This window comes from Martelella mediterranea DSM 17316 (genome assembly GCF_002043005.1).
Classification (GTDB): Bacteria; Pseudomonadota; Alphaproteobacteria; order Rhizobiales; family Rhizobiaceae; genus Martelella; species Martelella mediterranea.
Window position 1 is genome coordinate 1,768,205 of record NZ_CP020330.1, and the last position, 17,229, is coordinate 1,785,433.

Consider the following 17,229-nt stretch of genomic DNA (forward strand, 5'->3'; position numbering starts at 1 on the left):
TGCTTTCAGCGCCCGAAATACCCCGTGATACTTGCCTTATCGAGCAAATGGCTATTGATCATGAAGCTTGCCATCGCGCCCGAGGACAGGCTGTCCAGCGGCAGGTTGTCGACGTCGAGCGCGTAGACGGTGATGACGTAGCGATGCGGTTCAGCGCCGACCGGCGGGCAGGGGCCGCCATAACCGGCCATGCCGAAATCCGTCCTCGTGGCGATCGCCGTTCCCGGCCGCGCCCCTTCGGCCAGACCGGTCGCATCGGCGGGAATGTTGACCAGCACCCAGTGCCACCAGCCGCTTCCGGTCGGCGCGTCGGGATCGAACATGGTCACGGCAAAGCTCTTCGTCGCCTCCGGCGCGTCCCTCCAGTCGAGGGCGGGCGAGACGTTCTGGCCAAGGCATCCCAGTCCGCGCAATGCATGACGGTCCGGAATCCTGCCGCCATCATCAAAGGATGGACTGGTCAGCTCCATCGCAAGCGCTGATGTGGGCAGCAGGGCAGCGAAGGCGAGAAGCGTCAGCGCCCGGCAAGCAGGGTTGGAGGCAAGCGCATGTCCCTTGTTTGGTCGCAGCTTCATTCTTCCCCCTCCCAGTAGCCGATTGCGGCATTTTTCCTCACGGTCAGTTCCAGGCGTCGGGCCGCTTTCTCACCACCCGGTGCGGAGCCAGCAAAAACCGCCACCTTGCCGCTATCGGGATATTCCAGGACGTCGGGCTCATTCATCGTGCTGATCGCCAGATAGCAAAGCGGTTCGGAGCCTCCCGCCCGCAATTGATGCGCTGTTTCAACGCCGCCGGCGGGGCAAACGACGACATCACCAGCGCTCACCCCATGTTCTTCCTCGCCATATCGCAACACACCGGTCCCCGCCAGAATGACAAAGAGCTCGTCATTTGCGTGGTGGCAATGAAAGGGCCAGGCCTTCTTGCCCGGAGAAATCTCGACATAGCGAGCGCCGAGATGTTTCGCGCCGAGCGGGCCCGCCACAGCCGCCAGCCGGGCTTCATAGGCCTCGCCATGGGATTGTGTCTGGAGCGCCAGCGCCCGAAGGGTTACGAGTGGAAGCATTGCTATGGCCTGACTGGTTTCGATCTTTCAGCGAAAAGGCCAGCAAACGTAGACGAGCACAAATGAGCGCTTCTCATGCCATGTGGAGGGATGCTCATTCGACATGCCTGATCATCGCCGGGCTGTGACAGCGCGTTGTCGATCCCTCCTCACCGAGGCATGCCTGGCTCGCGTTTCAGGCTGGGGAACCGGGCAGGCTTCGGGCGAGGATTTCCACTGCGCGGGCGATCTGAGCCTCGTCCAGCGCCGCATAGCCGAGCCGAAAGGCTTGCGGGGCTGGGCGCTCCAGCGCGAAACGGGTTCCGGGCAGAAGCGCAAGTCCGGCCGCGCCGGCGCGCTCCGTCCAGGTTTCGGCTGAAACGTCCGCGCACCGCAGCCACAGGGCCAACCCGCCAGCGGGGCTGTCGAAGGCGACCCGCTCGCCAAGATGCGCAGACAGCGCCGTTGCCAGGACATCGCGACGGGCGCGATAAATGCGGCGCGCCTTGCGCGCGTGACGACCGAGATCGCCGTCGCGGATCAGATCCGCCAGCGCGGCCTCGAGCGGCGCATCGCCCTGCCGGTCGATCGCCGCGCGCGCGGTCGCCATGCGGCAAAGCAGAGGCTCCGAGGCCACCGCATAGCCGAGACGAATGCCGGGCGAGAGCAGTTTGGAGAGCGACCCCACATAGATCAGAGGCAGGCCCGCGGGAGCACGGGCCGCAAGCGGCAGGACCGGACGTCCCTCGAACCGGTATTCGTGGTCGTAGTCGTCCTCGATCAGCGTGATGCCGTGACGCTCGACCAGATCCAGTAGCTGTAGCCGCCGCGCCGCGCCCATGGTCACCGTCGTCGGATACTGATGATGGGGCGTGACATAGACGGCAGCGATGCGCGGATCGTTTTCAATTGCCGCCTCGAGGGCCGCGACCGACAGCCCGCCCGCATCGACAGGAATGCCGCGCACGGAAGCGCCCGAAGCCCTGAAGGCCTCCCAGGCCAACGGATAGCCGGGATCTTCCACGGCAATCGCTTGACCGGGCTTCACCACCGCCCTTGCCGCCAGAAACAGCGCCATCTGGCTGCCGCGCGTGATCAGCAACCGCGCCGGATCGGCCACCACGCCGCGATCCAGGGCGAGGTAGGAGGAAAGCGCGTGACGCAGAACCGAGGTGCCGCGGGCATCGCCATAATCCGCGCCGGTGCGAAAGGCCGGCGACAGCAAGGCGCGGCGGAAGGCGCGCGCCAATGCCTTGTCCGGCACGAGATTGGGATCGGGCGCGCCATCGCTGAAGGCAAGCGCCGGACGAACGGCCGAAGGTTGCGGGGGAACGGATACCGAAACCGGCTCCGCCATGCTGTCGGGAAGGTCCTCGGCGACAAATGTTCCCCGCGCTGGCTCGGCATGCAGCCAGCCCTGCGTCGTGAGTTCCTGATAGGCGGCATCGACCGTATTGCGGTGAACGCCGATCTCGCGCGCCAGTGCCCGCGTACCCGGCAGGCGCGCGCCCGGCTTCAGGCGGCCGCGCACGATATCGCGGATAATCGCCCCGGCGATCGCCAGGAACAGCGGCCCGGGCGCGTCTTTTCCGATATCCAGGGCAAGCGGCTTGGGCGCCATCACAACCGGCCTATTCAAATTTCGATAACTGGCTCTTTTATATAGGCCGATTTTTCGGGAGAGAAATGAAAAAACGCAAGAGGCCCGCATGTCGAAGTCAGCCCTGATCCTGCGCCATCTCGCCTTCGAGGACCTTGGCAGCTTCGGCCCGGTGATCGAGGAAGACGGCTACCGGCTCATCCATGCCGAAGCTGGCATCGATGCCTTGCCGGATCCGCTCAACCCCGATCTCGTGGTGGTGCTCGGCGGTCCGATCGGGGTGAATGATGGCGATGCCTATCCCACCATGACGGCGGAGCGCGATTGGCTGGTCCCGCGCCTTGCCGCCCGTCGCCCGACACTCGGCATCTGCCTTGGCGCGCAGCTCATGGCGGCGGCGCTCGGTGCAAGGGTTGCCGCGATGCCGCGCAAGGAAATCGGCTTTTCCACCCTGTCGCTGACGGAGCCCGGCATCCACAGCCCGCTCCGCCATCTCAGCGATGTGCCCGTTATTCACTGGCACGGCGAAGCCTTCGACATCCCGGATGGTGCGGATAATCTCGCCAGCACGGCGGCCTGCGCGACCCAGGCCTTCGCCATGGGACCAACCATTCTGGGGCTGCAATTCCATCCCGAGGCCGGCGAACTGCCCGCCTTCGAGCGCTGGCTCATCGGCCACAGCGTGGAACTTGCCGGGGCTGACGTCGACCCGACCGGCCTGCGCCGCGAGGCCGAAACCCATGGCCCGTCTCTGAAGCGCGCCGGCCAATCCATGCTGCGGGCATGGCTGCGGGGCTTGCCGGCATGAGCGCGGTTACCCTCCTGACCGGCCGCGCCACGTCGTTGCCGGGAAGCGAAGCGCTGAGCGGCATTTTCAAGACACCGGCGGACAGGCCGCTTCGTCTCGGCCCCGAGGGGATCGAAGGCGACGAACAGGCCGACCGTCGGGTCCATGGCGGCGTCGAAAAGGCGGTGCATCATTATCCGCTGGATCATTACCCGCTCTGGCGCGAAGAGCTCGGCCACCTGCCGGCGCTGGGCGCACCCGGCGGGTTCGGCGAGAATATCTCGGCATCCGGCCTGACCGAGAATACCGTCGCCGTCGGCGACATCTTCCGGCTGGGCACGGCGCTGGTGCAGGTCTCCCAGGGGCGGCAGCCCTGCTGGAAGCTCAATCATCGTTTTGAGGTGCCCGACATGGCCCGCCGCGTGCAACAGACCGGCCGCACCGGCTGGTATTACCGTGTGCTGGAACAGGGCGTCGTCGCGACGGGGGACCGGCTCGCGCTCGTCGACCGCGTTGCGCCGGAATGGACCTTGCACCGGCTCTGGCGCGCGCTCTATGTTGACCGGCTGAACCTCGACGAGCTCAAGGGCATGGCAGCGCTCGACGTACTGGCTGAAGGCTGGCGGAAATACGCGGTCCGGAGGCTTTCAAGCGGCCGGGTGGAAGACTGGCGCAACAGACTGGACGGCACAGTATGAACCCACCGCCTTTCGTGATTTCGATCCAGAGCCAGGTTGTCTTCGGTCATGTCGGCAATTCCGCGGCCCTGTTTCCGATGCAGGCGGCGGGGCTGGAAGTGGCGGCGATCCCGACCGTGATCTTTTCAAACACGCCCGACTATCCGACGCTGCGCGGTCGGGCGCTGCCGCCGGAATTCTTCTCCGACCTGCTGCAGGGCGCGCGCGAACGCGGCCTGCCGGAGCGGGCGGATTTCATCCTGACCGGCTATATCGGCTCGCTCGACGTGGCGCTGATGGTCGCCGATTTCGTGGCCGAGGCCAAGGCCGTCAATCCGCGCCTCATCTATGTCTGCGACCCGGTGATGGGCGATGCCGGCCCCGGCCTCTATGTGCCCGAAGCCATTGCCGACGTCATGCGCGACCGCCTGCTGCCGATGGCCGACATCGCAACGCCGAACCCGTTCGAACTGAGCTGGCTGACCGGTCGGGAAATCGCGACAAAGACAGACCTTGAGCAAGCCAGGGCCTTTCTCCGTATTGCGCCCGGCGCCCATCTGATCGCGACGGGCTGTTTACTGGAAGATACGCCCGCCGACCACATCGAAAGCGTCATTCTCGGCGCTGACGGCGCAAGCCGACACCCAGTGGAACACCTGCCGGTGGCGCTGCCGGGAACGGGCGATCTGTTCGCCGGGCTGATCGTCGCTGGGCTCGCGCGCGGATTGCCGCTGCCCCAAAGCGTGGAGGCCGGGCAGCGCCTCACGTCGCGCGCGCTGGCCCACGCCCGCGGCCTCGGCGCCGGGGAAGTGGTGCTCAGCGAACCGGGATTCCGAAGCGAACTTCTGAAACTCGGTCTTTGAATGGGGATGTCTTCATCCGAACCGAGAAGGTTTCAATGTTCGATGCGCTGAATATCGAACAGAGGAGTCCTTGAAGGTGGATGCTCATGCTCGGATCGTGTCCCGCGGCTTGCCGTCGCCGAGAAGGTGGTTGCCGGTGTTTTCCGGTAGGGCCGGGTTGACGAAGACCAGGCTGATGGGAAGGCCACCGATTGCGGCGAGATAATGAAGCTGCGCTTGGCTGTTGAGGAGAGCGCCGTCAAGTCGTGTTCGAGGTGACCGGCGAGATCGAAGACGAGGAAAAACCCGCCTTTGTCGCCGAGTGGTTGGTCGTTGCGATGGCTGGTTAGCTCCGGCGCCCGCTCTCGGAACGTCAGGCTTCGGCTTTTGCCTATGGGGACGTTGTTGCCTTTGGTCCGGTTTTGAGGTCCTCGACCGTTGCCCGCTTACGCCACTTGAGAACTGTTTTCGGATTGATCCCGTAGGTCCGGCTCAATTCCGCGGCCGAAGCTTGCGATCGCTGTATTGCAGCTCGGACTGCGTGCGTGGTCGTGGCGCTGCCGTGACGTATCTGCCCATAGTGCTTCCTTCCATTCCATGGAAAACATCGCACCGTCAAACTCTGGGATCAAACACCTAGCGCAGGATTTTGAACTGCTCTTGTTCTGGACCCATCTGGAGAGCGCCATATGCTGCATTGCGCTTTGGCGCCGCCCGTCAACCGCCGAAGCGTGGTTCGGGAAGTCCCTTTATCCCCAGCCCCGTGATTGCGAACAGACTTCCGCGCAGAACGCCGTCGCCGGGAAAGCGCGGCAGCGGGGGCTTGGCCATCGAGGTGACATAGAGCACATCGAGGTTCGGCCCGCCGAACTGTACACTGGTTACCTTCTTCACCGGCATTGCGATCTCGCGGTCGAGCGTGCCGTCCGGAGCGTAGCGGCAGAGCCGTCCGTCGTAGACCAGCGCCAGCCAGTAATAGCCCTCGGCGTCGACGGTTGCCCCATCCGCCGCGCCGCCGGTCGCGGTGTCGACCTTCGCAAAGGTCCGCCGGTTCGAAACGGCGCCGGTCTCGATATCGTAGTCATAGGCCCAGACCTCGCCGGTCCAGGTGTCGGTGAAATAGAAGGTTCTGTCGTCCGGCGAGAAACACGGTCCGTTCGAGCAGATGATGCCGTCATCGACCTTGGTGACGCTCAGATCCGGATCGACACGGTAGAGCGCGCCTTTCGGGCCCTCTTCCATCATGTCCATGGAGCCGGCGAAGAACCGTCCCCTACGGTCGCATTTGCCGTCATTAAGACGGGTGGTATCCATTCCCGGCTCGGGGTCGTGCAACAACTGGCAGTCGCCGCTTTCGAAATCCAGCAGATGGAAGCCCTTGTCCAGCGACACGATGGCGCCGGAGCCGTCCTTGCGCAACGCCATGGATCCGATCTTGCCCGGCACGTCCCAGGCGCGCAACTCGGTGCCTTCGGCGGTGCAACGGAATACCCGTCCGTCCATCGAGTCGATGAAATAGAGCCGCTGGCTCTCCAGGTCCCAGACCGGGCCTTCGCCCAGCGTGGTCTTCACGTCCAGCAGAATGTCGATCTTCATAACCGTCTTCCTCCCTGTCAGAAATTCACCGCGTCGCCGCCCTTGAGCGCGAGCATCGCGCGGGCCTCGTCGGGCGTGGCGATCTCGAGCCCCAACCCCTCGACGAGGGCGCGCGCCTTGACGACCTGCTGGGCGTTGCTCTCCGCGAGCTTGCCGCGCGCAATCCAGATGCTGTCCTCAAGCCCGACGCGGATATTGCCGCCCATGCTGATCGCCTGCGCGGCGATGCGGAACTGGTCCTTGCCCGCGCCCAGCACCGACCAGCGGAAATCGCTGCCGAACAGCCGGTCGGCGGTCCGTTTCATGTGCATCACGTCCTCCGGGTGGGTGCCGATGCCGCCCAGAAGCCCGAACACCGACTGCACGAAGAATGGCGGCTTCACCAGCCCGCGATCGGCGAAATGGGCGAGGTTGTAGAGATGCGAGATGTCGTAGCATTCAAACTCGAAGCGGGTGCCGTTGCCATAGCAGGTCTCCAGCACATATTCGATATCCTTGAACGAGTTGCGGAACACCAGGTCGCGCGAGCCTTCCAGATGCTCGCGCTCCCATTCGTGCTTGAACTCCTTGTATTTCGCCAAAAGCGGAAAGAAGCCGAAATTCATCGACCCCATGTTGAGCGAGGCGACCTCGGGCGACCACCGTGCGGCCGGTTTGGTGCGCTCGTCCACGGTCATGTAGGGCGAACCGCCGGTGGTGATATTCACGACCGCGTTGGTCGACTGCTTGATGCGGCCGAGAAAGGGCGTGAAGGCTTCCGGCGACTGATCGGGCTTGCCGGTCTTCGGATCGCGCGCATGCAGGTGCAGGATCGCGGCCCCCGCCTCGGCAGCCCCGATGGCGGCCTCGGCAATCTCGTCGGGGGTGATCGGCAGGTATTGCGACATGGTCGGGGTGTGGATGGCGCCGGTCACGGCGCAGGTAATGATCACTTTGTCAGGCATGGTCTCAGTCTCCGATTTCGTCTGCGGCGCGCCGTTTGTGGGCGGCAAGTGCCATGAGCCGCCGGTCACGCCAGGCTTGCCGGTCGGCGATGTTTTCTGCTGGGAGCGCGGCGCGGCGCTCTGCCTCGATGCGGTCCAGCACCGCCCCGCGCCAGTCGGCGGGACGCTGCTCGGAAAGGCCGTCATAAATGCCGGCATAGCGTTCGACATATTGCCGCACGCCCTTAGGGGCGTTGAGGTCGATCGTCTCGAACGGGCCGATGAACGACCAGCGCAGGGCAAGTCCCTCGCTGAGGCCGATGTCGATGTCCTCCGCGCTGGCATAGCCGTCGGCAACCAGCCGGAAGGCCTCATGCAACAGCGCACCCTGCATCCGGTTCATGACGAAGCCATCGATCTCCTTTTGCATGACGATGGGGCGCATCCCGGCGTCGCGCAGCATGGTCGCCGTGCGCTCGACCAGCGCCGGATCGGTCCATGGCGCGGGCACCAGCTCCGCCGCCGGGACAAGATAGGCGGGATTGATCGGGTGGTTGACCATGACCCGGTGACGCCCCGCAAGCCCCTCGGAGATCGCCGAGGGCAGCAGGGCGGATGACGACGAGGCGAGTACGGTTTCCGGCCCCGCGATCGCGTCAAGCAGCGCGAAGATGGCGCGCTTCACGCCGATTTCCTCGAATGTGCTCTCCTGCACGTGTTCCGCTCCGTCCAGCGCTTCTTCGAGCGTGGCGGCGGGGCGGATGCGCGCAAGCGCGTCCTCGGGATCACAATCGATAAGACCAAGCCGGCCCAGCTCAGGCAACATCTTTGCGGCAAAGGCGCGGGCGGCATGGGGCGCTTCGGCGTTCTCGTCCCAGAGCCGCACCTCGTGGCCGGCGCGGGCGAAGACGATGGACCAGGCGCGGCCGATCAGGCCGGCGCCGATGCAGGCGACGGGGGCGGGCATCACAGCGTCTCCACATTGCCGTCGACGGGGAAGCTCTGCCCCGACAGGTTGCGTCCGGTATCGGCGATCAGGAAGGCGGCCATATCGGCGACATCCTCCGGCGGGGTCATGCGCCGCAGCGAGACGTTGGACAGGTAGCGCTCGGTCATCGCCTCGTGGCTGACGCCGGTCTGCTCGGCGCGGGCGGCGATCACCTTTTCGATGCGCGGCCCGGCGACGATGCCGGGCAGGATGGCATTGGCCCGGATATTGTCGGGACCCAGCTCCTTGGCAAGGCTCTGGGTGAAGCCCACGACGCCCCACTTGGCCGAGGCGTAGGGCGTGCGAAAGGCGTAGCCGAACCTGCCTGCGGAGGAGGACATATTGACGATGGCCCCACCGCCCGCCGCGCGCAGCATCGGCACGGCATAATGGGTGCAGAGGAACTGCCCGGTCAGGCAGATATCGATGCAGCGTCGCCAGTCGGCGGTTGATATCGTATCGACGCCGCCGGTCGGGCCGGCGATCCCGGCATTGTTGACCAGCGCATCGAGCCCGCTCATGCCGGTCTCGATGGCCTTGAAGAATGCCGCGACCTCGGCCTCGGCCGAGACGTCGGCCAGCATCGCGACCTCGGCGCCAAGTTCGGCGGCGGCAGCCTCCAGCGCTGCTGGATCCACGTCACAGATCGCCAGCCGGGCGCCCTGGCGGGCGAGCTCGCGGGCGATGCAGAGGCCGATTCCGCCTGCGCCTGCGCTGATCGCGATGCGTTTTCCGGAAAGGCCGGGCAAAATCATGCGGGGGGTGTCGTTCATGGCAATCTCCTTCATTCGCGCAGGGCGATAACGGCCATCAGGATGACGAGACCGAAGAATACGGATCGGAAGGCAAAGGGCAGTGCGGTGCCCGCAAGCAGCGTCTGCATCGCTGTGAGCAGCAGCGCGCCGCCCAGCATGCCGGCGTAATGCCCGCGTCCTCCGGTGATCAGCGCGCCGCCGACCACCACGACGGCGATCGAGGGCAGCAGATAGTCGTCGCCCATGCCCAGGCTCGCCTGTCCGGAAAAGCCTGCAAGCAATATGCCCACCAGCGCGGCGCAAAGCGCCGACAGTATGTAGACCGAGACGATCACCCGCCCGCTTCGCACGCCCGACAGACGCGCGGCGAGCGCACTATTGCCGACGGCATAAACGTGGCGACCGAAGACGGTACGTCCCAGAAGCATGATCGCCAGCGCAGCGAAGGCGATCATGAACAGGATAACCGGGGTCACGCCAAGGACCTTCCCGGTCATCAGCCAGCGCAGCGCGGGCGGGGCAAAGCCCGCCGGCGTGCCGCCGGACCAGATCAGCGCCGCGCCCTGCAGGATGCCGTTCATCGCCAGCGTGACCACGATCGGCGAAAGCCCCAGCGCCACCACGCCGAGCCCGTTCGCCAGCCCGATCAGCGCCGCCACCGCGAACACCACCGGCAGTGCGACCAGAAGACCTGCGTCCTGGCCGCCGACCAACCCCGTCATCAGCACACCCGACAGCGCGATGCACCATGGCAGCGACAGATCGAGACCACCGGTCAGGATCACCGCGCCCTGTCCCAGCGCCAGGATGGCGAGGAAGCTGGACAGAACCAGGAGTGCGTCCCAGTAGCGCCAACCTGTGAACACGCCTCCGAGCATCAGTTGCGTCGCGATCAGCACCAGCGCGAGGCATATCCAGGCTGGAAGCGCATGGCGCAGCGTCGCGCCATACCGTTGCATGAAGGTGAGTTTCGGCGCGGTTGCGGAAGGTTGCGTGAAAGCAAGTCTGTGGTCCGCCGTAGCACGCTGCGATACCAGCCAGCCCTTGCGGCGGGCGGCGAGCGCGTCCTTCAGCTCGCCAAGGCGGTGCGAAAGGGGGCTGTCCTTGCTCAGCGAGCCCGCCAGCACAGCAACCAGCAACACAGCGCTTTCGGCAATGGTCGCGTAATAGGCAGAAACGTTGAGCGACAGCAGCAGGTTAACAACGATCATCAGGATATAGGCTCCGAGGATCGTGCCGGGAATACCGCCCTTGCCACCACCGAGCCGGGTACCGCCAATAACAACGGCGGCAAAGGTTGGCAGCAGCAGCGCGTTGCCGACCAGCGGGTCGCCGCTGCCCGTCTGGGCGCTGACGAACACTCCGGCCAGACCGTAGAGCCCGCCTGCAAGTATGTATGTGAAGAACGTGACGGTGCGGGTTCTGAGCCCCGTCGCCCGCGCCGCCTCGGGATCGCTGCCCACAGCAAACAGCGCCACGCCGAATGCCGTGCGCTTGAGCCAGAGCCACGCCAGGATCAGAACGCCAAGCAGGGTCAGCGGCGCAGGCAACAGGCCGGGCAGGGTGTCGCCGAGATAGACCGCTGCCATCGACGGCGCGACGAAACCGCCGGGTGTCGCCATGATCAGCAGGGTCAGCCCCTGGACGATGAACATGACTGCCAGCGTCACCACGATCGGCTGAAGGCGCATGAAGGCGACGAAAAACCCGTTCACCGCACCGACGCCCATGCCGACGGTGATGCCAATCGCGGTCCAGAGCGGAACGGAAGCCTCCATGTTCACCGGGTCCATCGCGGTTGCCAGTACCGCGTTGACCAGCGACACCACGGCGCCCGCCGAAAGGTCGAACCCGCCGGAAAGGATCACCAGCGTCTGCCCGGCAGCGGCGATGGCGGTCGTGGCGCCGCCGCTGGCGAGAAAGGAAATATCGAAATAGCTCAGAGGGTACGGGCTGAGAAAGCTGTTCAGCAGCATCAGGCCGGCAAACACAAGGGCGGCAACAATGACGGCCTGGCTGCGTTTCAGGCTGCGCAGGGCTGTCAGGCCGCCGGCACGCGATGTGGAGGCAAGAGTCTGGTCGGTCATGCCGGTATCTCCTGCCGGTCGCGGGGCGTTGAAATGTGGAGTGGATCGCTGCCCCCGAGCGTCGCTTCCAGGATGGCGTTCTCGGTCAGGCTGTCGCCTTCAAGCCAGCGGCTCACGCGGCCCTCGTAGAGCACACCGACCCTGTCGCACAGATGCACCAGTTCGGGGATTTCGGTTGAATGCAGCAGGACGGAGCCGCCCGCATCGGTATAGGCACGCAACAGCGCGTAGAGTTGTTCCTTGGTGCCAACATCGATGCCGCGCGTGGGATCGAAGAGCAGCAGGATGCGGCTTTGCGCCACCAGCCATTTCGCCAGCACGATCTTCTGCTGGTTGCCGCCCGAAAATGCGCCGGCAGACAGATAATGCGCACGTCCGTCGACCTCGACGGCGGCAAAGGCGCCTGCGGCGGCGCGCGCCTCGGCGGCATCATCCAGCAGCGGGCCGCGACGGAAACGGTCCACAACCGGCAGGCTGGCGTTCTGCCGCCCGGAAAGCTTGAGAAACAGTCCCTGCGTCTTGCGTTCCTCGGGCACAAGGCCAATGGCGACGGATGGATGCAGCGCATCGGCGGGCGAGCGCAGGTGCAGGGGAGCGCCATCCAGTTCGATATGGCCTGCATGCAGGTGTTCCTGCCCGAACAGCGCCGAGAACAGCGCTTCCTGCCCCATGCCCTGAAGGCCGGCAATGCCCAGGATCTCGCCCCGGTGCAACGCGATGTCGGCGTCCTTGAGCTTCGGCCCGGCCGAAAGGGCGCGCGTGGCCAGCGCCGGCGTTTCGCCATTCCTGTCGCGCGGGGGGCGCGGTGGCGGAAAAGCGCTTTCGACCGAACGCCCGATGATCATTTCGACCACCTCGCTATCGGTGACCTCGTCGACCTTCGCCGAATGCACCGAGCGGCCATTGCGCAGGATGGTGAGCGTGTCGCAAAAAGCCCGAACCTCGGGCAGGCGGTGCGAGATGAACAGCACCGTGATCTCCTGCGCCGCGGCATCTGCAATGATGCGCCCGAGCCAGTCGACGTCGCTGCCCGACAGGGCCGAGGTCGGTTCGTCCAGCAACAGGATCCGCGGCTTGCGATAGAGCGTGCGGGCGATCTCGATTTTCTGGCGCACAGCGAGGGTCAGTTCGCTGGCATGCGCATCAAGGTCAACGGCGAGATCCAGCGCTTCGAAATGGGCGGATACGGCGCGGCGGGTGCGGCCGCGGTTCAGCGTGCCGAGCGGCGTCCAGGGCGCGCGCGGCAAAAGCATGTTGTCGAGCACCGTCAGGTCGGGCACCAGGGTCAGTTCCTGAAAGGCGGTCTGCACGCCCGCCGCATGGGCGTCGCGCGGCGAGCGCAACGCGACCTCCCGCCCGTCGATGCGGATGCTGCCGGCGTCCGGCCGCACGAGGCCCGACAGCAGCTTCATCGTGGTCGACTTTCCTGCGCCGTTTTCGCCCAGCAACGCATGAACGCGGCCTTTGGCAACGGAAAATTCGACTTGGTCATTGGCCACGGTTGGCCCGTAGGCCTTGGTCAGGCCGGAGACCGCGACAGCGGGTGCGGATGACATGGCGTCCTCGAGAATGCTGTGAAGGGGTCCGGCGGCAACCTGCCGCCGGATCGGGGCGCGGGATCACCGCTCGGGCTGGCCCACAAGCGCGGCATTCAACCCGAGCTGCGGCAGCTCTTCCGAGAAGATCGAGGCGAACCAGCCCGGGTTTGAAACCAGACTTGGCTGGAAGGCGTTGCAGCCGGCCTTCTGTTCTTCCCAGCTACCGGTTTCGCACAATTCGACCGTGTCGTTGGTGACCAGCGGCAGCGGCAGGGTGGTGTGCTGCGTGATATCGGTCCCGTCGAGCTTGTCGACCGCCAGCTTAAGCGCCAGCGCGCCGGAATAGGGCGGCGAGGCATAGGAAATCCGCGCCGCGCCCATAGGTGCATAAGGCGTTGCGGCGCCGTCAACTTCGGCGTTGGCCGGCAGCATCTGGATGCGCCCGCCGTTCGAGCCCTCGCCCGCGCAAGGCAGAAGGTCTTCGGGCGCCTGGCCCGCCTCGAGCTGCATGGCGTTGGCGGTGTAGCAGCCAACCTGCATCCACAGCCCGTCGATATCGGACCAGTCGCGGGTCGCCATCAGCTTGTTGAGCTCGGTCCGCGCCACCGCCTGGCTCCACATGCCCACGGCCTCGCCGACGATATTGATGCCTGCGTGTTCAGCGAAGACTTCCTTGGCTGCCGAGGTGCGGGCGGTGTCGACCGATGTTCCGGGAACACCGGTTACCATCACCACGTCGCCTTCGCCGCCCATCTCGTCGACCAGCCACTCGGCGGTCTTGCGACCCGCTTCGGCCTGATCGATGGTGACGTTATAGGCGCAGGGCTCGGTGATCTCGGCATCGTAGGCGATGATCGTCACACCGCGCGAGCAGGCGCTGCGCACCACGCTGTTCAACGCCGTGGGCGAGATCGGGTAGACCACGATTGCATCGGCGCCGGCTTGCACCATGGCATTGATCTGCTGGATCTGGCGCTGGGCATTGGGGCCGGCAACCTGCACCTCAAGGTCGACGCGGTCCTTGTAATCCTCGGATGCGGCCAGCGCCTTGATCATGTTCGAGGCTTCGGCCTGCCAGTCATTGCCGATGTAGCTCATCGACAGAAATATCTTATAGGGCTCGGCGTCCTGCGCCTGCACTGCCCCCGCAAGACCGATGGCGCAGGCTGCGCCGGCTAATAAACGTCCAATCATGGCTTCCTCCCTTGGTAGGCGACTCTCCAAGTCGCCCCACAGGAGTTAAGATTAAATATCTTTGATCAAAAGTCAAAACCTCTTTCTCTTTGACGGGAAATTTCGTAGCTTTGCATGTGGAACAAGAGGATTCACCATGCTCGAAAACGTGACGCCGTTGAAAAAGGAGACGCTTCAGGCGCTGGTGCACCAGCGCCTGTGCGACCTGATCCTCCAGGGCGAGATCGCTCCGGGAGAATCGGTCACCGTGGCGAGCATCGCCAAGGCGCTGAATGTCAGTCCGATGCCGGTGCGCGAGGCGATTTCCCGGCTAATGGCGCTCGGAGCGCTGACGGTCGTGTCCGGTCGGTCGATCGGCGTGCCGCTGCTCGGCGTGCGACAGCTTGAGGACCTGCGTAAAGTCCGCTCCGAGATCGAGGCCTCGGCCGTCACCTGGGCTGTCGCGAACCGGACGCCGGCGTTCGAGGCGAAACTCGAGGCCTTGCTGGAACGCATGGAAGATGCTGAAGCCAAGGGGCAGGTGCGCGACTTCATCCACCGCAATTACGAATTCCACTTCGCGATCTACACGCAGGCGGGCTCCGCGCTCATGCTTGAGATCATTGGCACGCTCTGGCTCCGGATCAATCCGCAGTTCCACCTGCTGCAACGCCATGGTCACTACAAGGCGTCGAACCGCCAACATCGCGCTCTGTATGAGCGAATCTGCTCGGGCGATGCCGGGGGCGCGGTCTCCGCCCTGCGGGAGGACATTGACAGCGCGTATGAAGTGCTCCTCAAAACGCTGCAAGAAAGCGGGCCCCGATCTGATCACACTCTGGCGCAGTAGGTCCGGGCACATGTAGCTTGGCCCGAAAGCGGCCAAGAAGAGGCTTGCGCAAAGGCGATCGGCGCGCCGCTTGAGAATACTGAAAAGCAGGTCGACCGGTTTCCGGAACGTATCGGGGACGACCGGTCTCTCACGCGCTCGCTGAAAGTTCGATGTTCGATGCAGCCAGGAGACGTTTGCGCCATTCGAGGAATGCTGGCGTGGCGAACCCCGGCCGGCAGGCCAGATGGGTGTCGACGGCCATCAGTTCATGCTCTTCCACGGAGCCGAGATGGGACAGCGTGTCGGCGACGCTTTTCGGCATGACGCTGACGCAGGCCCCCGCCGCAGTGCAGGCGAACATGGCGTGGTAGGAGCCGACCTCCTGGATCTTCAGGCGCGAGCGGGCGGGCGCTCCGCCCATCAGCCATTCCTCCGCCAGCATGCGGTAGGTGCAGCCGGGCGCGAAGGCTGCCAGCGCCATCGGCTCCACGTCCGCTGGCGCGCGAACCGGGCGGTGCCCCTTTGGCACGAGCAGGACGAGTTCCTCGCGAAAGAGGGGGATTGTTTCCAGCGCGTCGAGTGCGCTCCAGCCATCGTCCGCCGCAATGGCGATGAGGGCGCAGTCGATACGGTGGGCCTGAACCGCATCGACAAGCTGGCGTGTCGGCGCCGTCGAGAGCTCGATCGTCACGTCCGGCCAGTCGCGGTTGAAGGCGGCAAGCAATGCGGGCAGGCGGCTTGCGACGGTGCTTTCCATCGAGCCTATGCGCAGCGTTCCGCCGGGGTCTTCGGGATTGATCTGCTGGCGCGCCTCTTCGGCGAGATTGAGGATGCGTTCGGCATAGTCGAGATAGGTTTTACCCTCGCTGGTCAGCACCATGCGTCTCGTTTCGCGAGCAAACAGCGCCACGCCGACCTCCGCCTCCAACTGCTGGATCCGGGTGGTGACGTTCGATGGCACGCGACCCAGGAGCTCGGCGGCCCGGGTGATGCTCTCCTCTCTGGCGACGGCCCTGAAGACGGCGAGTGTGGCGAGGTCCATCGAAATTCTCCATTGCAGAAGCAATGGAAATATATATTCTTTAAATGGGAATTAAGGTCAAGGCCCGTTCTCTTTTAGGGAATTTGTGCCGACCCGATCGATATGTGTGCGGAACGGTGAAAGGAGATGGCGAAATGCTTGAAGGGCTCGGAATGACGCTGCCAATCATTCAGGCGCCGATGGCTGGCGTCTCGACCCCGGCGCTGGCGGCGGCGGTCTCAAACGCCGGCGGGCTCGGCTCGATCGGCATTGGCGCAAGCGATGTCGCCGGCGCCCGCGCGATGGTCGACGAAACCTTCACCCAAACGGACCGGCCCTTCAACGTCAACGTCTTCGTGCATGGCCCTGCCGTGCAGGACCCTGAACGGGAGGCGGCATGGCTGGCGGCACTCAGACCGTCCTTCGCCGAATTCGGCGCCGCGCCGCCGTTCGATCTGCGCGTTATCTACAAGAGCTTTTCCGATGATCCGGAGATGCTGTCTCTTCTGGTCGAGAAAAGGCCGGCAGTCGTCAGCTTTCATTTTGGCCTGCCGCCTGCTGAAACGATTGCTGCCCTGAAGGACACCGGCATCCGACTTTTCGCGACGGCGACGAGCCTTGCCGAGGCCGAAGCCGTCGAGGCCGCCGGGCTCGATGCCGTCATCGCACAGGGGATCGAGGCCGGCGGGCATCGTGGCGTGTTCGATCCGCTGGCCGCCGATGATGGTCTGGGCACATTTGCGCTGACGCGGCTTCTGGCAAGGAAGACCGGCATTCCCGTCATTGCGGCGGGCGGGATCATGGATGGCGCGGGCATTGCGGCTGCCTGCGATCTCGGCGCGATCGCCGCACAGCTCGGCACAGCCTTCATCGCCTGCCCAGAGTCTGCCGCCGATGATGCCTATCGCGCGGCGTTGAAGTGGCAGGGCGCCTTCCACACGCGGCTGACGACCGCGATTTCCGGCCGGCCGGCGCGCGCACTTGCCAACCGGTTCACGGAGCTGGCGGAAACATCGCTTCGCGGAACCACACCGCCCGACTATCCCATTGCCTACGACGCCGGAAAGGCCCTTCACGCCGCCGCCAAAGCCCGCGGCGAGGCCGGTTACGGTGCGCAATGGGCGGGGCAAGGTGCGCCGCTCGCGCGTGCCATGCCCGCGGCAGAGCTTATGGCAACACTCGCGCGTGAAATGCGGTTCGGTGAAATGTCGTGTATCGACGGTCGCTGTTAAAAATTACGGTGCTGTCTTGCCTTCGTTTTCCCTCTGGTTCCGCTCAAGGGAGCGGCGTTGCGTGATGTCGTGATCCCGCGTCGCACGCTGCGTCGCATTTCGCCGTGGAGACTCCTGCCATTGATCGATGAGG

16 protein-coding genes and 1 pseudogene are annotated in these 17,229 nt (G+C 65.0%); 5 read left to right on the plus strand and 12 right to left on the minus strand.

What is annotated here, in order from left to right; genetic code table 11:
* Positions 1 to 5 precede the first annotated feature (5 nt).
* The 3 genes from Mame_RS08230 to pdxR all read right to left on the minus strand — a co-directional run bounded on the left by Mame_RS08230 (position 6) and on the right by pdxR (position 2,666).
* Positions 6 to 575 carry a YbhB/YbcL family Raf kinase inhibitor-like protein gene (locus Mame_RS08230; RefSeq protein WP_018066216.1) on the minus strand — a complete coding sequence of 190 codons (570 nt, stop codon included), beginning with the start codon at positions 573 to 575 and terminating at the stop codon, positions 6 to 8.
* Positions 572 to 1,066, minus strand: coding sequence for a cupin domain-containing protein (locus Mame_RS08235; protein WP_018066215.1), 495 nt, complete (start codon positions 1,064 to 1,066; stop codon positions 572 to 574). The genes Mame_RS08230 and Mame_RS08235 overlap by 4 nt, the downstream gene beginning before the upstream one ends.
* Positions 1,067 to 1,241: 175 nt before the next feature.
* Positions 1,242 to 2,666 carry a MocR-like pyridoxine biosynthesis transcription factor PdxR gene (gene pdxR, locus Mame_RS08240; RefSeq protein WP_018066214.1) on the minus strand — a complete coding sequence of 475 codons (1,425 nt, stop codon included), beginning with the start codon at positions 2,664 to 2,666 and terminating at the stop codon, positions 1,242 to 1,244.
* A gap of 88 nt (positions 2,667 to 2,754) precedes the next feature.
* Here pdxR and Mame_RS08245 point away from each other — a divergent pair, with 88 nt between their 5' ends.
* From Mame_RS08245 to pdxY, 3 genes are read left to right on the plus strand one after another with little or no spacing between them, the layout of a single operon-like run.
* A complete protein-coding gene (locus Mame_RS08245; RefSeq protein WP_018066213.1) occupies positions 2,755 to 3,453 on the plus strand; it encodes a glutamine amidotransferase in 699 nt (232 codons plus the stop codon).
* On the plus strand, positions 3,450 to 4,130 hold the full coding sequence (locus tag Mame_RS08250) for an MOSC domain-containing protein (protein ID WP_026173714.1): 681 nt from the start codon (positions 3,450 to 3,452) through the stop codon (positions 4,128 to 4,130). The genes Mame_RS08245 and Mame_RS08250 overlap by 4 nt, the downstream gene beginning before the upstream one ends.
* The gene (gene pdxY, locus Mame_RS08255; RefSeq protein ID WP_018066211.1) at positions 4,127 to 4,972 is read left to right on the plus strand and encodes a pyridoxal kinase; all 846 of its coding nucleotides are present in this window, start codon (positions 4,127 to 4,129) and stop codon (positions 4,970 to 4,972) included. Before Mame_RS08250 ends, pdxY begins: the two co-directional genes overlap by 4 nt.
* A 376-nt stretch (positions 4,973 to 5,348) precedes the next feature.
* Here pdxY and Mame_RS27265 read toward each other — a convergent pair.
* From Mame_RS27265 to Mame_RS08295, 8 genes and pseudogenes are all read right to left on the minus strand, one after another.
* Positions 5,349 to 5,564 (minus strand): annotated as a pseudogene (locus Mame_RS27265) (transposase); the annotation flags it as partial.
* Positions 5,565 to 5,668: 104 nt separating this feature from the next.
* On the minus strand, positions 5,669 to 6,547 hold the full coding sequence (locus Mame_RS08265) for an SMP-30/gluconolactonase/LRE family protein (RefSeq protein ID WP_018066210.1): 879 nt from the start codon (positions 6,545 to 6,547) through the stop codon (positions 5,669 to 5,671).
* 17 nt (positions 6,548 to 6,564) lie between these two features.
* Positions 6,565 to 7,491 (minus strand): 3,5-dioxohexanoate:acetyl-CoA acetone transferase, encoded by a 927-nt coding sequence (gene kce / locus Mame_RS08270; RefSeq protein ID WP_018066209.1) that lies wholly within the window; start codon positions 7,489 to 7,491, stop codon positions 6,565 to 6,567.
* 4 nt (positions 7,492 to 7,495) lie between these two features.
* On the minus strand, positions 7,496 to 8,437 hold the full coding sequence (locus Mame_RS08275) for a 3-hydroxyacyl-CoA dehydrogenase (protein WP_018066208.1): 942 nt from the start codon (positions 8,435 to 8,437) through the stop codon (positions 7,496 to 7,498).
* Positions 8,437 to 9,231, minus strand: a complete 795-nt coding sequence (locus tag Mame_RS08280) for an SDR family oxidoreductase (RefSeq protein ID WP_026173713.1) — start codon at positions 9,229 to 9,231, stop codon at positions 8,437 to 8,439. Before Mame_RS08280 ends, Mame_RS08275 begins: the two co-directional genes overlap by 1 nt.
* Before the next feature lie 11 nt (positions 9,232 to 9,242).
* Positions 9,243 to 11,300 carry an ABC transporter permease gene (locus Mame_RS08285; protein WP_018066206.1) on the minus strand — a complete coding sequence of 686 codons (2,058 nt, stop codon included), beginning with the start codon at positions 11,298 to 11,300 and terminating at the stop codon, positions 9,243 to 9,245.
* Positions 11,297 to 12,856, minus strand: a complete 1,560-nt coding sequence (locus Mame_RS08290; RefSeq protein ID WP_018066205.1) for a sugar ABC transporter ATP-binding protein — start codon at positions 12,854 to 12,856, stop codon at positions 11,297 to 11,299. Before Mame_RS08290 ends, Mame_RS08285 begins: the two co-directional genes overlap by 4 nt.
* A 63-nt stretch (positions 12,857 to 12,919) precedes the next feature.
* The gene (locus Mame_RS08295) at positions 12,920 to 14,032 is read right to left on the minus strand and encodes a sugar ABC transporter substrate-binding protein (protein WP_018066204.1); all 1,113 of its coding nucleotides are present in this window, start codon (positions 14,030 to 14,032) and stop codon (positions 12,920 to 12,922) included.
* A 136-nt stretch (positions 14,033 to 14,168) separates the two neighbouring features.
* Between Mame_RS08295 and Mame_RS08300 the strand changes: the two genes are divergently transcribed.
* Positions 14,169 to 14,861 carry a GntR family transcriptional regulator gene (locus Mame_RS08300; RefSeq protein WP_018066203.1) on the plus strand — a complete coding sequence of 231 codons (693 nt, stop codon included), beginning with the start codon at positions 14,169 to 14,171 and terminating at the stop codon, positions 14,859 to 14,861.
* A gap of 130 nt (positions 14,862 to 14,991) precedes the next feature.
* Here the strand turns inward: Mame_RS08300 and Mame_RS08305 are convergent, their stop codons facing one another.
* Positions 14,992 to 15,885 (minus strand): LysR substrate-binding domain-containing protein, encoded by an 894-nt coding sequence (locus tag Mame_RS08305; RefSeq protein ID WP_018066202.1) that lies wholly within the window; start codon positions 15,883 to 15,885, stop codon positions 14,992 to 14,994.
* A 134-nt stretch (positions 15,886 to 16,019) separates the two neighbouring features.
* Here Mame_RS08305 and Mame_RS08310 point away from each other — a divergent pair, with 134 nt between their 5' ends.
* The gene (locus tag Mame_RS08310; RefSeq protein WP_018066201.1) at positions 16,020 to 17,096 is read left to right on the plus strand and encodes an NAD(P)H-dependent flavin oxidoreductase; all 1,077 of its coding nucleotides are present in this window, start codon (positions 16,020 to 16,022) and stop codon (positions 17,094 to 17,096) included.
* Positions 17,097 to 17,229: the final 133 nt, after the last annotated feature.